We start from the raw sequence: 12,717 nt of genomic DNA, 5'->3' as shown, positions 1-12,717 counted from the left end.
GCCATCTCCATTTAGGGCGAAATATGGTGCAGGAGCGGCGGCTGAGCCATTGGCGGCGCGACAGATTTTGCGTTGAATAGAGACAGGCTCCGGGGGGGGCGATCACCCCGTTTTCCGGGGATCAATAATAAGGAGGGGAGTGGTTATGAGGACGGCATTCTGGCTGGCGGGCGCAGCGACGCTGGTGCTGGCAAATCCGGCATTCGCCGGCGACACCATCAAGATCGGTTTCGTCTCGACCTTCAGCGGCCCGACCGCCGTGATCGGCAACGACATGCGCAACTCGTTCGAGCTCGCGCTCGATCATCTCGGGCGCAAGATGGGCGGCAAGCCGGTCGAGGTGATCTATGAGGACGATGGCCAGAAGCCTGATGTCGGCAAGCAGAAGACCGAGAAGCTGGTTCAGTCCGACAAGGTCGATTTCCTGGTCGGCTACATCTGGTCGAACGTGCTGCTCGCCTCGCTCAAGACCGCGGTGGACTCGAAGACCTTCCTGATCTCGGCCAATGCGGGTCCATCGCAGCTCGCGGGCGAGCTGTGTAGCCCTTACGTGTTCTCGACCTCCTGGCAGAACGACCAGACGCCGGCCGCCATGGGCCTTTACATGAATGCGAACGGGGTCAAGAGCGTGTTTCTGATCGGCCCGAACTACGCCGCCGGCAAGGATATGCTCGCCGGCCTGAAGAGCACGTTCAAGGGCGAGATCAAGGGCGAGGAATACACGGTCTGGCCGAGCCAGCTCGACTTCTCGGCGGAGCTGGCGAAAGCCCGCGCCTCCGGCGCCGAATCGATCTTCGTGTTCTATCCCGGTGCGGCCGGCGCGCAGTTCCTCAATCAATACGTCCAGGCCGGCATGAAGAGCACCATGCCGCTCTACACCGCCTTCACCGTCGACGAGACGACGCTGCCGTTGCAGAAGGAGAACGCATTCGGTGTGCCCGGCGCGCAGGAATGGGTGAACGATCTGCCGAACGAACAGAACAAGAAGTTCGTTGCCGACTACCGCGCGAAATATCCGAATGCCCGGCCGAGCTATTACGGCGCGCAGGCCTATGACGCGGCGCAGCTCATCAACAGCGCGGTGGTCGCCGTCAGCGGCGACACGACCAAGAAGGACGCGATGAAGGGCGAGATGGAGAAGGCCAACTTCAAGTCGCTGCGCGGTTCTTTCAAATATGGCAACAACCACATCCCGATCCAGAACTTCTATCTGCAGGACGTGGTGAAGGGCGCCGGCGGCGAGCTCACGCTGAAGACCGTCGCCACCATCGTCACCAACGATCAGGACCGCTTCCACGACAAGTGCCCGATGAAGTGAGGGCTCTCCCCTCTCCCCGCACTTGTCTCGCCGAAGCGCTTGGCGAAGGCGGATGCGGGGAGATGACTCTCTCCGCCGTCATTGCGAGTGCAGCGAAGCAATCCAGAGTCTTTCCGCGGAGGGATTCTGGATTGCTTCGCTGCGCTCGCAATGACGCGTGGATAGAGCCTACACCCTCGGCATGCTCGCGGGCCGCACCTCGCGAGCCTGCGCGGCGAGCCTGATGCCGGCATTGGGCGCACCAAAGCCCTGATAGCTCCTGCGCTCCACGATCTCGAAGAAGAAGCGCTCGTCGAAAATGTGGGTGTAGACCTGGAAGAATTCGCCGTTGCCCTCGCGGTCGTAGAGGATGTGGTTGGCGCGGAGCTTGGCCATGACTTCGGGGTCGAGGTCGTATTTGGCTTCGATGTCGTCGTAGTAATTGTCAGGGATATCCAGGAAGCCGGCGCCGCGTGCGCGCATCGCCGCGACGGTGGCGAAGATATCCTCGCACGCAAAGGCGACGTGCTGCACGCCCGAGCCGAAAAACTCCGAGATGAAGCGGGCCGGCAGCGTGCGGTTGGCGGAGGAGCCGTTGACGACGAAGCGCAGGCTCTGGTCGCCATTGATGAGGGCCTGGCTCTGCACGAGGCCTCTGGGGTCGGCGATCTCCATCTGCGGCAGCCGCTTGAGGTCGAGAATGCCGGTGTAGAACAGCAGCCAGGACAGCATCTCATCATAGGGCATCGACTGCGCGATGTGGTCGACCGCGATCAGCGCATCGGCGCTTGGGTTGCTCGCGACGGGCTCGAAATCCGTGTCCCAGTTCTTGCCAGCCTGGTCGAGGAAATAGAGCAGGCTGCCGCCGACGCCGTGGATCGCGGGGATCTCCAGCTCGCCCGGCCCGACCGGCTGGTAGAAGGTGCGCGCCTTCAGCGTTTCGGCCCGCTGCATGGCAAGGCCGGCATTGTCGACGTCGAGCGCGATGGCGCAGACGCCGGGGCCGTGCGTGACATAGTGCGAATGCGCAAAGCCGGCGGTCTCGGAATTGATCACGAGCTCGACCTTGCCTTGCGACCAGCGTTCCACCGCTTTGCTGCGATGCTTGCCGGTCTTGCGGAAGCCGAGCTGCGAAAACAATCGCGCGAGCTCTCCGGCCTTGGTCTCGTTGACGGCGAATTCGAGGAAGCCGGTGCCGCTGCTCTTGGGCTTCGGCGCCAGAGGCTCGCCGACCAGCTTTGGCCAGTCCGGTGCGAGCTGGTCCTGCAGCAGGATCAGCGAGCGCAGGCCGTCGACCGCGGTCTGTGCCGCGGAGCCGGCGCGGAACTGGTCGTTGAAGATCTCCAGCGACCAAGGCCCGGAGTAACCGGTTGCGGCGATCGCCTGCATGAATTCGCCGACCGGCAAATCCCCCTGGCCAGGGAAGGAGCGGAAGTGCCGGCTCCATGACAGGATGTCGAGCTCGAGCTTCGGCGCGTCGGCGAGCTGGACCAGAAAGATCTTGTCGCCGGGGATCGAAGCCATGGCGCGAACCGGGAAGCCCGGTGCCAGCGCGTGAAAAGAGTCGAGGATGACGCCGATCGCGGGATGATCGGCACGCCGCACGATCTCCCACGCATCGCGATAGTCGTTGACGTGCCGGCCCCAGGCCAGCGCCTCATAGCCGACGCGCAGGCCCCGCTTGGCAGCGCGGTCGCCGAGCTCGCGAAAATCGTCGGCTGCGCGGTCGATGCCGCCGAGCGAGTGAGGGGACACGTTGGAGCAAATCAGCAGGAGATCGGTGCCGAGCTCCTGCATCAGGTCAAACTTGCGCTCGGCGCGGGCAAAGTTGCGCCCGCGCTGCGGCTCCGGCATACCCTCGAAATCACGGAACGGCTGGTACGCGCAGATCTCGAGATTGAGGTCCTTGCAAAGCTTTGCGATGTCGCGCGGCTTCGAACCGAACGACAAGAGGTCGTTCTCAAAAATCTCGACCGCCTCGTAGCCTGCCGATGCGATGGCACGCAGCTTTTCGTCGAGGGCGCCCGAGAGGGAAACGGTGGCGATCGAGCGTTTGTTCATGCTGTAATTTCCTCCATGGCGCCCCCGAGAAAGAGCTGGCCGATGCGTGGGTCGTTCAGGATGCGCTCCGCCTTGTCGACCATGCGGGTCTGGCCGAGCTCGAGCACGATGCCGATATCAGAAATTTCCAGCGCCGAGCGCGCGTTCTGCTCGATCATCAGGATGGTGACGCCGCGGTCGCGCAAATTCTTCAGGATATCGAAGGTCTGCTGCACCATCAGCGGCGACAGCCCGATCGAGGGCTCGTCGATCAGCACCAGCTTCGGCTCGAGCAGCAGCGAGCGAGCGATTTCGAGCTGTTTCTGCTCACCGCCGGACAAGGTCGAGGCCTGCTGGGCCGATTTGCGGCGCAGCGCCGGAAACAGGTCGAGGGCGGCCTCGATCCGCGTCGGCAGATCGATGCCCTTGCCGGCGGCGACGCCGCCGAGCTCGATATTGTGGCGGACCGAGAGCTCGGGAAAGATATTGCGGCCCTGCGGCACGTAGCAGATGCCGGCATTGAGCAGCGCGCGCTGATTCAAGTTTGTGACGTCGCGGCCTGCGAAGCTGATCTTGCCTTCGCGGAGCTTCAGGAGACCGAAGATCGCCTTGAACACAGTGGACTTGCCGGCGCCGTTGGGGCCGATGATCGTGGTGATGGTCGCGGACGGCACCGAGAATGTGGTGCCGTTCAAGATCGTCATCTTGCCGTAGCCGCCGACGAGGTTGTGAACCGAGAGGATCGGGTCGCTCATGGTCAGTGTCCCAAATAGGCTTCGATCACGGCCGGGTTCTTCCGGACCTCGTCCGGCCGTCCCATCGCCAGCACCTTGCCTTCCGCCATCACTATCACGCGCGAGCACAGCGACATCACGAATTCCATGTTGTGCTCGATCACGACGAACGTGGCGTTTTTGTCGCGGTTGATGGCGACCAGCCGCTCTTTCAGATCGGCCAGCATCGACGGGTTGACACCGCCGGCGGGCTCATCGAGCAGCACCAGGCGCGGGCCGCCCATGAACGCCATGGCGGCATCGAGCAATTTCTGCTGGCCGTAGGAGAGGCCACCGGCAGGCTCAGCCGCGAGATGATCGAGCTTGAAGAAGCCGATCATCCGGTTGGCGGCATCCGTCAGCCCGGCATCGGAGCGGCCGACGAGGCGCGAGGCCATGTTACCCTGATGCTCCTGACCCGCCAGGATCAGGTTCTCGCGCACCGAGAGTTTTGGAAAGACCTGCAAGAGCTGGAAGGTGCGGCTCACGCCGAGCTTGTTGAGCTCGGAGGGGCGGAGGCCCGTGACCACCTTACCGTCGAGCTTGACCTCGCCCCCCGATGGCGTGAGCTGGCCGAGGATGCAGTTGAACAAGGTCGACTTGCCGCAGCCGTTCGGGCCGATCAGGCCGAGGATCTCGCCTTCGCGGACATCGAAGCTGACGCCGTCGACCGCGTGGATGCCGCCAAAGCTTTTCTTGATATTGTTGACTTCGAGCACCGCACTCATTGCGCCGTCTCCAGGCGGGATTTGGCGACGGCGCGCTGCGCGGACGCCGCCTTGGTGCGCCGTGCGGCCATGTAGCGGTCGAGGATTCCCAGGATTCCCGTCGGCGACCAGATCAGCAGCCCCATCACAGCCAGCGCGTAGAGCATCAGATAATAGCCCTCGGTGAAGCGCAGCCACTCCGGCAGCAGCACCGCGATCATCGCCCCCAGGAACGGACCGAAATAGAAGCCGGCGCCGCCGACGATCACCATCATCAAGAGGTCGAGCGAGAGCGACAGGTTGAACGGAACAGGATCGATATATTGCGTCAGCGGCGCATAGAGCGCGCCGGCGACGCCGCCGAGCGCCGAGCCGATCGCGAACGCCATCAGTGTGTAGCGGCGGGTGTCGATGCCCAGTGACTGGGCTCGCAACGGATTCTCGCGCAGTGCCATGAAGGCGCGGCCCCAGGGCGAGCGGATCAGCCACCACACCGCCAGCGAGACGATCGCAAGCGAGCCGAGGCAGACATAATAGAACGGCAGTGGCTTGTTGGTCGCGGTGCCGAAGATGTGTGGTCGCGGAATGTTGGAGATGCCGTAGATGCCGCCGGTGAGCCAGCTCTCGTTGCGAAACACCAGGAAGGCCAGGGTCGAGAAGGCGAGGGTGACGAAGGCAAGGTAATGGTGCTGCACGCGCAGCGCCGGATAGCCGAGCACCCAACCGACGCCGAAGCTCAGCACGATCGCAACCAGGATCGCGGCCGGCAGCGGCCAGCCATGCGTGGTCATGATCGCGGCGGCATAGGCGCCGATACCGACGAAGGCGCCCTGCGCCAGCGAGACCTGGCCGGCATAGCCCAGCGTGAGGTTGAGGCCCATGGCGGCGATCGTCATCACCGCCCATTGGCTGAGGATGAACAGGCCGTAGCGGTTGAAATTCATGGGGATGACGATCAGGCCGGCAATGACGACGAGGCCGAGCGCGATCTTCAGGGGCTTTGCAAAGCCGCTCATACCGTGCGCTCCTCGGCGCGGCCGAGCAGTCCTTGCGGCCGGAACAGGATGACGGCGATCAGGAAGATCATTGGCACGGCGGCGCGGTACTGCGTCGAGACATAGGCGGCCGCGAGATTGTCGAGCACGCCGATCAGGAGGCCGCCGATGATTGCGCCGCGCACCTGGTTGAAGCCGCCGACGATCGCCGCGATGAAGGCGGCCTGGCCGAGGACTTCACCGCTGGAAAATTTCGCCAGATAGATCGGCGTGATCAGCAGCGAGGCCAGCGCGACCAGGAAGGCGTTGATCAGGAAGGTCAGCAGGATCATGCGCTCGACCGGCACGCCGATGATGCGCGCGACGGTCGGGTTCTGCGCTGCGGCCTGCATCTGATGGCCAAGCGACGTGCGGTTGAGCAGCGTGGTCAGGCAGAGCACCGCCAGAATGGCGACGACGAGCACGCCGAGGCTTTGCAGCGACACGGCATGGCCGAGGACGGAGATATCGCCGGTCGGCACGATTGACGGAAACGGCGAGGCCTCGGCGCTGAAGAACTGCTTCACGGCTTCCTTGATGCCGATGGCGAGCGCCATGGTCGCGATTGCCAGCGGCAGCACGCCATGGCGCATCATAGGGTCGACCAGCAGCATCTTGAAGGCGAGGCCCAGCAGGATCATCGAGAGCAGGATGCCGAGGATGCTCGCGAGCCAGAACGGCGCGCCGACATGCATTGCCGCCAGCATCAGGAATGCCGGCAGCATCACGAACTCGCCTTGCGCGAAATTGATGGTCTGCGAGGTCTGCCACAGCAGCGTGAAGCCAACCGCAACCAGCGCATAGATCGCGCCAGTGGCGAGGCCCGCGACCAGGAGATCGAACAGGTTGGACATCTTCCTCTCTCGTGCCGCTCGCTCGCCCCGCTCTATCGTCTCCCTCTCCCCGTAAGAGCGGGGCGAGGGAGAAGAGAGGCGAAGATCACTTCAGCTTCGGCAGCACCTGCTTCACCACCTGCTTGCCTTCAACCACCTCAACCAGGAAGCTCTGCCGATCGATGTCGCCATTCTGGTCGAAGCTGACGTCCATCAGAATGCCCGGCTCCTCGGAGGCCTTGATGGTCAAGCCGTGCAGCGTATCGGCGAAGGCCTTGGGATCGACCTTGCCCATCTTCTCGGTGGTGGCCTTCACCATGTAGACGGCGAGGTAGCCCTTCAGGCCGTTGTGATCAGGCACATAGTTGTACTTCTTCGAGAAGCGATCGCGGAAACCCTTGATCAGGTCGACCGGCGCATCCGTGGTGAGGCCGACATGGCCGCGCGCGCCGTTGGCGGCGTCCCCGGCGAGCTCGATCACCTTCTGGCCGATCAGCGTTGTCTCGCCCATCAACGGCGCGGCGACGCTCTGGCGCTTCAGCTCCTTCAGGATGCGCGCACTCTCTTCTTCGTTGAGGTAGACGAAGACGGCGTCGGGATTGGCGGCCTTGATCTTGCCGACGTCGGCGGCGAAATCGGCTTGGCCCGCTTCAGTGGAGAGATCGGCGACCACCTTTGAGCCGAGACGCTCCAGCTCCTTGATCACGACGTCACGTCCGCCGCGGCCGAAATCATTGTTGACCCAGACCACTGCGACCGACTTCGCCTTCATGTCGTCGTGGATGTACTTTGCGACCTTCGGCATCGAGGATTGCTGGCCGAACGAGGTGCGGAACAGGAACTTGTTGCCCGCTTGCGTCAACTCGGCGGCTTCGCCCCCCATGATCTGGGTGATGCCGGCTTCGGCGGCGAGCGGGGCGGTGACCTTCACCGAGCCGGAATAGCCGGGGCCGAGCAGCACGTAGGGCTCTGCGTCGAGCGCCTTCTGCACCTGCGCGCGCGCCACGCCGGGGTTGGACTGCGAGTCGGCATGAGTGACTTCGAGCTTGCGGCCGAGAATGCCGCCCTTGGCATTAATCTCCTCGACCGCGAGGTCGATGCCGTTTTTCCAGTTGGTGCCGACGGTTGCGCCGCCACCCGACAACTCGGCGACGTCGGCGAGCTTGATCGTCTGCGCCAAGGCGCCCGTGGTCGTGATGGCAGCGAGCAGCGCGCCCACCAATAGCGTTGATTTCATCGTCCTCTCCTCCCGTTTCATCTTTGCTAGCGGCCTTGTGTCCGGCCGCTTCGCCTCAAGCTACCTGATAGGCGGCGCTGCGCGCGGCCATCACGGCGTCAAAAGCCTCTCCCATGACTTCAGTCGATGGGGCAAGGCCCGTGAACAATTCGAAGGCGTCGGCAGCCTGGTAGATCGCAAGCTCCCGCCCGGTCATGATCCGCGCACCCTTGTCGCGCGCTGCGGCAAGCAGCGGCGTGATCAGCGGCGAATAGACAGCGTCGGCGACCCACAGGTTTTCGCGCAGCAGCGCCGGGGGGACCGGTGTGTCCCGGTTCGGCAGCATGCCGACGGGGGTGCCGTTGACGAGGCCGGTTGCGCCATCAAGCGCGTCCTCGACGCTTCGAGCGACCCGTGCGCCACCGTGACTGGCCAGCAGCGCGGCAAGCCTCTCGGCCCGCGACGGCTCGCTGTCGAAGATGCGCAGGTCAGTCACCTTGAGGCTCGCCAGCGCAAACGCGATGGCCTTGCCGACGCCGCCGGTGCCGATCACGGCCACTGCATTTCCGGAAGGCGCCAGCAGCGGCTTGACCGCGCGTGCAAAGCCTGTGGTGTCGGTGTTGTGGCCGATCAGCCTGTTATTCTTGACCACGATGGTGTTGACCGCGGCCATCGTGGCTGCCGTCGATGCCAGCTCGTCGAGCAGCGGCACCACGGCTTCCTTGTAGGGGAAGGTGACGTTGACGCCGGCAAAGCCGAGCCGCCGCACGCCCTCGAGCATCATGCTCAGCCCGGTCGCATCCGCGCCGGCGACCTCGATGAGCTGGTAGTGGCCCCGCAGGCCCAGCGCCTCGGCGGCGCGCTCATGCATGGCGGGGGAGGCGGAATGAGCGATCGGCGCACCGATCAAGCCGGTCAGGAGTTTTTTGGAGGCAACGGAGCCGCGGCTGGACATGATTCAGTATCGTCTCTCGATGGTCCTTGATCGTCCCTCGATTGTTCCTTGATCGTTTCTTGATCATTTCTTGGGGCGCGCGTCGATGTCAGGCCATTAGCCGGGAAAACCGCGCAATTCCAAGAGGGACGATAGTCAATCCCCTGCCTAGCACAATTACCCTTTCGTCCCGCAAACCTAACATAATGTTAGGTCTTCCGCACGCGCCCGAGCGCGGCCTTGCCGTTGCTGCGTGCTGGCTCGACTGCGCGCATCTCGGCGCGCAGTGATTCGATGAAATATTCGACATGGAGCGACAGCGGCGCGCCGCGCTTCACGGCGATATAGGTGTCGAATTGCGTCGGCTCGGCGATCTTGATGAGCTCGACGCCGGGATAGCCGCCATGAGCGACCGTGAACTGGTCGATGATGGCGATGCCGAGCCCCGCCTTCACCAGCGCGCAGACCGTGGTACCGAAGCGCGCACGGATAGTGATGTTATAGTCGAGCCGGTGGCGCGCAAAGATCTCGGCCATGATCCGGCCATAGGGATCGTTGGGATCGATGCCGATCAGCGGATAGCGGGTGATCTCGGCGGCCGACACCTGCTTGCGGCGGGCGAGCTCGTGGCCGGGCGGCACGACGCAATAGAGCTCGCCCGAGGCGAGCGGCAGGAAGTCGAGCCCGGAATGCTCCAATCGGTAGCTCATCGCCACGCATTCGCCGCGGCCGAGCAGCAGATAGTCGATGGCTTCTTCGATCTTGAGGATGTTGATGTCGATGCCGAGATCCGGATACCGGCGCCGGACGCGCTCGATGGCGCGCGGCACCATCACCTGCGAGATGCTCGGCACCGAGCCGATCCGCAGTTCCGACAAGCCGCCGCGGCCGATCTTGGAGATGATCTCGGAGAGGTCGTCGACCTTCTTGTAGACACCGTTGATCTGCTCGAAAATGTTCTCGGCTTCCGGCGTCGGGAAATAGCGGCCGTTCTGACGCTGGAAGAAGCGGATGCCGAGCGAGCGCTCGGTGTATTTGACCAGCCGGCTGATCCCCGGCGCGGACACGTTCAGCAGCTTTGCCGCGCCGCCAATGGTGCCCGTCACCATCACGGCACGGATCACTTCAACCTGGCGCAGCGTCATCATGGTCTTGGCATCCGAAAGACGATCGTGGCGGCGATCATCTCACGAGAGCCATGGCGTCATCCAGCGGCAAGTGTCCGACGGTGTGGATTGAGGAAGCCGCTTGTGTCCCGGTCGCGCTGCAACGCGTCTAGCGTTGCGGCGCAGAGCCGGGACCCGGAAAGCCGGAGGGGGCATTGCGAATGGATGGGCCCCGGCTCTGCAGCGCATCGTCGAAGAGACGCTGCGCCGCGTCCGGGGCACGGGCCTCGACCAGGTTCATCGACCTTCTCCACAGGGAAAAAAGGGAAACCAATTTCCCGGCTAGATTGTTCTGGCTCAAATCAACGCGCTCAAATCGAAGGGCGTCGTCGCGCAATCCGTTGCCGCCGAGGTCGCTTGCTGCGGCTGCGTCCTAGCTGGCCGGTTGCTCCGGCGACACGCTGCCGGCGCGCTCTGCGCGTTCGCTTTGCAGCACGGCTCGCGCGAACTCGATGATCTTCTGCTTGTTCGCCGTGTCGCGCACGGCGAAAAACACGCGGTTCAATTCGAGGCCGAGCACGCTGTTGAGGGCGATGTTCTCGTCTTCCATCGTGGCTTTCCCGCTCTAGGCACCTTAGGTGTAACTATACGTCACTTCCTCCACAAGTAGATTAAATCTTCGATGGCAAGGCCACACCGGGGAATTACGGACGCGGGCGAATTGAGGCTGCCCCCAAAGACGTGTTATACGGAGACGCGAGGGGCAGGGAACGCATCGATGTCCGCCGTTGACTATGGCCGCGAGGCGCTGGACTTCATCGAAGGGCTGGGAGCCTATGGCAGGGTTCCGGATGCCATGAATGCGCTGGAAACGGCGTTCGGTCGCTTCGGCTTCGAGACCATTATCGTGACCGGATTGCCGAATCCCGATCAGCGGTTCGCGCAGATGGTGCTCGCCAAGCGCTGGCCCGCAGGCTGGTTCAGTCTTTACACGCAACACAATTACGACCGCGTCGATCCCGTGGTGCGCCTGTGCCGGCAATCGCTCAACCCGTTCGAGTGGTCGGAAGCGCCGTATGATGCCGAACTCGAACCGAACGCGGCAGAGGTGATGAACCGCGCTACCGATTTCCGGATGTCACGCGGCTTCATCGTGCCCATCCACGGGCTCACCGGCTATGAGGCCGCGGTGTCGCTCGGCGGCGTTCATCTCGATCTGAATTCGCGCAGCAAGCCGGCTCTGCATCTGATGGCGATGTACGGCTTCGACCACATTCGCCGTCTGCTCGATCCTGTGCCGAGTCGATCGGCGCGCCTGACCCCGCGTGAGCGCGAGGTGATCGCCTGGGCGTCGCAGGGCAAGTCGGCGTGGGAGATCGGTGAGATTCTCAACATCACGCAGCGCACCGCCGAGGAGCATCTTGCAACCGCTGCGCGCAAGCTGGGGGCGGTCAACCGTACGCATGCGGTTGCGCTCGCTATTCGCCACAAAATCATCAATCCCTAAACGACGTACTGGGAAATTTCCCAATATCGACTCTGCGCCTTTTCGCGGAGGCTACCTCCATTGGGGCTGGATGGGGGTTTTCATGATTCACGCAATTTCCGCGATCAATCGCCACCTCTACGAAGACGTACTCGAGCAGCATTTCCGGCTGCGCCACGACATATTCGTCGAGGAACGACACTGGGAGACGCTGCGCAGGCCTGATGGCCGCGAGATCGATTCCTATGACAACGAGGACACCGTCTATTTGCTCGCGCTGGAGGGGCGCCGCGTCGTCGGCGGCCATCGGCTCTATCCGACCACCAAGCCTTCGATGATGAGCGAGGTGTTTCCGCATCTGGCGGCCGTGCGCGGCTGGCCCGAGGATCCGCTGGTCTGGGAGTGGTCGCGCTATTTCGTCGTTCGTGATCGCCGCGATGGCGCGCTCAATCTGCAACTGATGGCGGCGGTGCAGGAGTTCTGTCTCGATCAGGGAATCGCGCGTGTCAGCGCGATCATGGAGACCTGGTGGCTGCCGCGTTTCCACGAGGCCGGCTTCGTCGTGACGCCGCTCGGCCTGCCGGCGCTGGTGGAGAATGCCTGGACCATGGCGGCGACCATCGAGATTCGCCAGGAGACGGTCGATGCCTTGCATGATCGCATCGGCATGGCCTCGGTCGTCCGTCACGACGGACCGCGTCTCGATTGCATCGCCCATGCCAACATTTGCGGCCGCACCGCCGCGCAACGAAAGAGCGCCTGAGATGTCTAACATGATGCGAGAAAGCCAAACCATGGCGCAAACCAAGGACGAGAATCTCAGCTACATGTCCGACATGGCGCTCGAGCTCGCGCACATGGCTGAAGATTCGGGGTTGGCGACGCTGGCCTATTTGTTCCGGATGGCGGCGCTGGAGGCCTCGACGGCCAATAGCGAACTGAACGTGCCGGACGATCTCCCCCGCCAGGTCACGTCGCACTAGAGCATGATCCGGATCCGAAGGGCCGCGTTAGCGTAAAGTGTGAAGCGGTTTTCCCTCGCGACATCAGCGGAACGCGTTTGCGCGGAGATCATGCTCAAACAAAGACCTAAAGCGCGATGACGATTCAACCCAATCTCATCGCGCTTTAGACCGTCACCCCTCGTTCCGACCTCCCCTCATGCCCTCTCCACGGAAACCGGGGGAGGGTTATCGTTTGGGTGCGGCAGGCTGCCCTATCCTGCGTGGCAAGCCTTATTGCCGGGCCGATCGGGGTCGCATGCACCGGCATGCAACAAAGTGCATGTCCG

The 12,717-nt window shown here is 63.3% G+C and carries 14 protein-coding genes; 4 read left to right on the top strand and 10 right to left on the bottom strand.

Going from position 1 to position 12,717, the window contains the following annotated elements:
- Nucleotides 1-145: 145 nt before the first annotated feature.
- A complete protein-coding gene (locus XH98_RS09520; RefSeq protein WP_271598641.1) occupies nucleotides 146-1,318 on the top strand; it encodes an ABC transporter substrate-binding protein in 1,173 nt (390 codons plus the stop codon).
- 168 nt (nucleotides 1,319-1,486) lie between these two features.
- Here XH98_RS09520 and XH98_RS09515 read toward each other — a convergent pair whose 3' ends face one another.
- From XH98_RS09515 to XH98_RS09470, 10 genes are all read right to left on the bottom strand, one after another.
- On the bottom strand, nucleotides 1,487-3,358 hold the full coding sequence (locus XH98_RS09515; protein WP_271618436.1) for a bifunctional sugar phosphate isomerase/epimerase/4-hydroxyphenylpyruvate dioxygenase family protein: 1,872 nt from the start codon (nucleotides 3,356-3,358) through the stop codon (nucleotides 1,487-1,489).
- Nucleotides 3,355-4,092, bottom strand: a complete 738-nt coding sequence (locus tag XH98_RS09510; protein ID WP_271618435.1) for an ABC transporter ATP-binding protein — start codon at nucleotides 4,090-4,092, stop codon at nucleotides 3,355-3,357. The genes XH98_RS09515 and XH98_RS09510 overlap by 4 nt, the downstream gene beginning before the upstream one ends.
- A gap of 2 nt (nucleotides 4,093-4,094) precedes the next feature.
- A complete protein-coding gene (locus XH98_RS09505; RefSeq protein WP_271598644.1) occupies nucleotides 4,095-4,838 on the bottom strand; it encodes an ABC transporter ATP-binding protein in 744 nt (247 codons plus the stop codon).
- A complete protein-coding gene (locus tag XH98_RS09500) occupies nucleotides 4,835-5,833 on the bottom strand; it encodes a branched-chain amino acid ABC transporter permease (RefSeq protein WP_271618434.1) in 999 nt (332 codons plus the stop codon). Before XH98_RS09500 ends, XH98_RS09505 begins: the two co-directional genes overlap by 4 nt.
- Nucleotides 5,830-6,705, bottom strand: coding sequence for a branched-chain amino acid ABC transporter permease (locus XH98_RS09495; protein ID WP_271598646.1), 876 nt, complete (start codon nucleotides 6,703-6,705; stop codon nucleotides 5,830-5,832). Before XH98_RS09495 ends, XH98_RS09500 begins: the two co-directional genes overlap by 4 nt.
- An 85-nt stretch (nucleotides 6,706-6,790) precedes the next feature.
- Nucleotides 6,791-7,921 carry an ABC transporter substrate-binding protein gene (locus XH98_RS09490; protein ID WP_271598647.1) on the bottom strand — a complete coding sequence of 377 codons (1,131 nt, stop codon included), beginning with the start codon at nucleotides 7,919-7,921 and terminating at the stop codon, nucleotides 6,791-6,793.
- A 55-nt stretch (nucleotides 7,922-7,976) separates the two neighbouring features.
- Entirely contained in the window at nucleotides 7,977-8,855 is an 879-nt protein-coding gene (locus XH98_RS09485; RefSeq protein WP_271598648.1) for a shikimate dehydrogenase, read from the bottom strand.
- 188 nt (nucleotides 8,856-9,043) lie between these two features.
- Nucleotides 9,044-9,982, bottom strand: coding sequence for a LysR family transcriptional regulator (locus XH98_RS09480; protein ID WP_271598649.1), 939 nt, complete (start codon nucleotides 9,980-9,982; stop codon nucleotides 9,044-9,046).
- Between the two features lie 127 nt (nucleotides 9,983-10,109).
- Nucleotides 10,110-10,241, bottom strand: a complete 132-nt coding sequence (locus XH98_RS09475) for a hypothetical protein (protein ID WP_271598650.1) — start codon at nucleotides 10,239-10,241, stop codon at nucleotides 10,110-10,112.
- 132 nt (nucleotides 10,242-10,373) lie between these two features.
- Nucleotides 10,374-10,550 carry a hypothetical protein gene (locus XH98_RS09470; protein WP_271598651.1) on the bottom strand — a complete coding sequence of 59 codons (177 nt, stop codon included), beginning with the start codon at nucleotides 10,548-10,550 and terminating at the stop codon, nucleotides 10,374-10,376.
- 168 nt (nucleotides 10,551-10,718) lie between these two features.
- On the opposite strand from XH98_RS09470, the gene XH98_RS09465 reads away from it, so the two are divergent.
- The 3 genes from XH98_RS09465 to XH98_RS09455 all read left to right on the top strand — a co-directional run bounded on the left by XH98_RS09465 (nucleotide 10,719) and on the right by XH98_RS09455 (nucleotide 12,409).
- A complete protein-coding gene (locus tag XH98_RS09465; RefSeq protein ID WP_057745097.1) occupies nucleotides 10,719-11,447 on the top strand; it encodes a helix-turn-helix transcriptional regulator in 729 nt (242 codons plus the stop codon).
- Nucleotides 11,448-11,529: 82 nt separating this feature from the next.
- The gene (locus XH98_RS09460; protein WP_271598653.1) at nucleotides 11,530-12,189 is read left to right on the top strand and encodes an acyl-homoserine-lactone synthase; all 660 of its coding nucleotides are present in this window, start codon (nucleotides 11,530-11,532) and stop codon (nucleotides 12,187-12,189) included.
- Nucleotide 12,190: 1 nt separating this feature from the next.
- Nucleotides 12,191-12,409: a hypothetical protein gene (locus XH98_RS09455; protein WP_333931744.1), complete on the top strand. Its 219-nt coding sequence runs from the start codon at nucleotides 12,191-12,193 to the stop codon at nucleotides 12,407-12,409.
- Nucleotides 12,410-12,717 lie beyond the last annotated feature (308 nt).

Source organism: Bradyrhizobium sp. CCBAU 51745 (genome assembly GCF_028128715.1).
Lineage (GTDB): Bacteria > Pseudomonadota > Alphaproteobacteria > Rhizobiales > Xanthobacteraceae > Bradyrhizobium > Bradyrhizobium manausense.
This window is presented reverse-complemented; position numbering and strand designations above follow the sequence as displayed.

Coding starts and splice junctions, on each gene's coding strand:
- XH98_RS09495 (WP_271598646.1), bottom strand. CDS start 6,705: ATGTCCAACCTGTTCGATCTCCTGGTCGCGGGCCTCGCCACTGGCGCG.
- XH98_RS09470 (WP_271598651.1), bottom strand. CDS start 10,550: ATGGAAGACGAGAACATCGCCCTCAACAGCGTGCTCGGCCTCGAATTG.
- XH98_RS09500 (WP_271618434.1), bottom strand. CDS start 5,833: ATGAGCGGCTTTGCAAAGCCCCTGAAGATCGCGCTCGGCCTCGTCGTC.
- XH98_RS09515 (WP_271618436.1), bottom strand. CDS start 3,358: ATGAACAAACGCTCGATCGCCACCGTTTCCCTCTCGGGCGCCCTCGAC.
- XH98_RS09520 (WP_271598641.1), top strand. CDS start 146: ATGAGGACGGCATTCTGGCTGGCGGGCGCAGCGACGCTGGTGCTGGCA.
- XH98_RS09480 (WP_271598649.1), bottom strand. CDS start 9,982: ATGATGACGCTGCGCCAGGTTGAAGTGATCCGTGCCGTGATGGTGACG.
- XH98_RS09505 (WP_271598644.1), bottom strand. CDS start 4,838: ATGAGTGCGGTGCTCGAAGTCAACAATATCAAGAAAAGCTTTGGCGGC.
- XH98_RS09510 (WP_271618435.1), bottom strand. CDS start 4,092: ATGAGCGACCCGATCCTCTCGGTTCACAACCTCGTCGGCGGCTACGGC.
- XH98_RS09485 (WP_271598648.1), bottom strand. CDS start 8,855: ATGTCCAGCCGCGGCTCCGTTGCCTCCAAAAAACTCCTGACCGGCTTG.
- XH98_RS09475 (WP_271598650.1), bottom strand. CDS start 10,241: ATGAACCTGGTCGAGGCCCGTGCCCCGGACGCGGCGCAGCGTCTCTTC.
- XH98_RS09490 (WP_271598647.1), bottom strand. CDS start 7,921: ATGAAATCAACGCTATTGGTGGGCGCGCTGCTCGCTGCCATCACGACC.
- XH98_RS09455 (WP_333931744.1), top strand. CDS start 12,191: ATGTCTAACATGATGCGAGAAAGCCAAACCATGGCGCAAACCAAGGAC.
- XH98_RS09460 (WP_271598653.1), top strand. CDS start 11,530: ATGATTCACGCAATTTCCGCGATCAATCGCCACCTCTACGAAGACGTA.
- XH98_RS09465 (WP_057745097.1), top strand. CDS start 10,719: ATGTCCGCCGTTGACTATGGCCGCGAGGCGCTGGACTTCATCGAAGGG.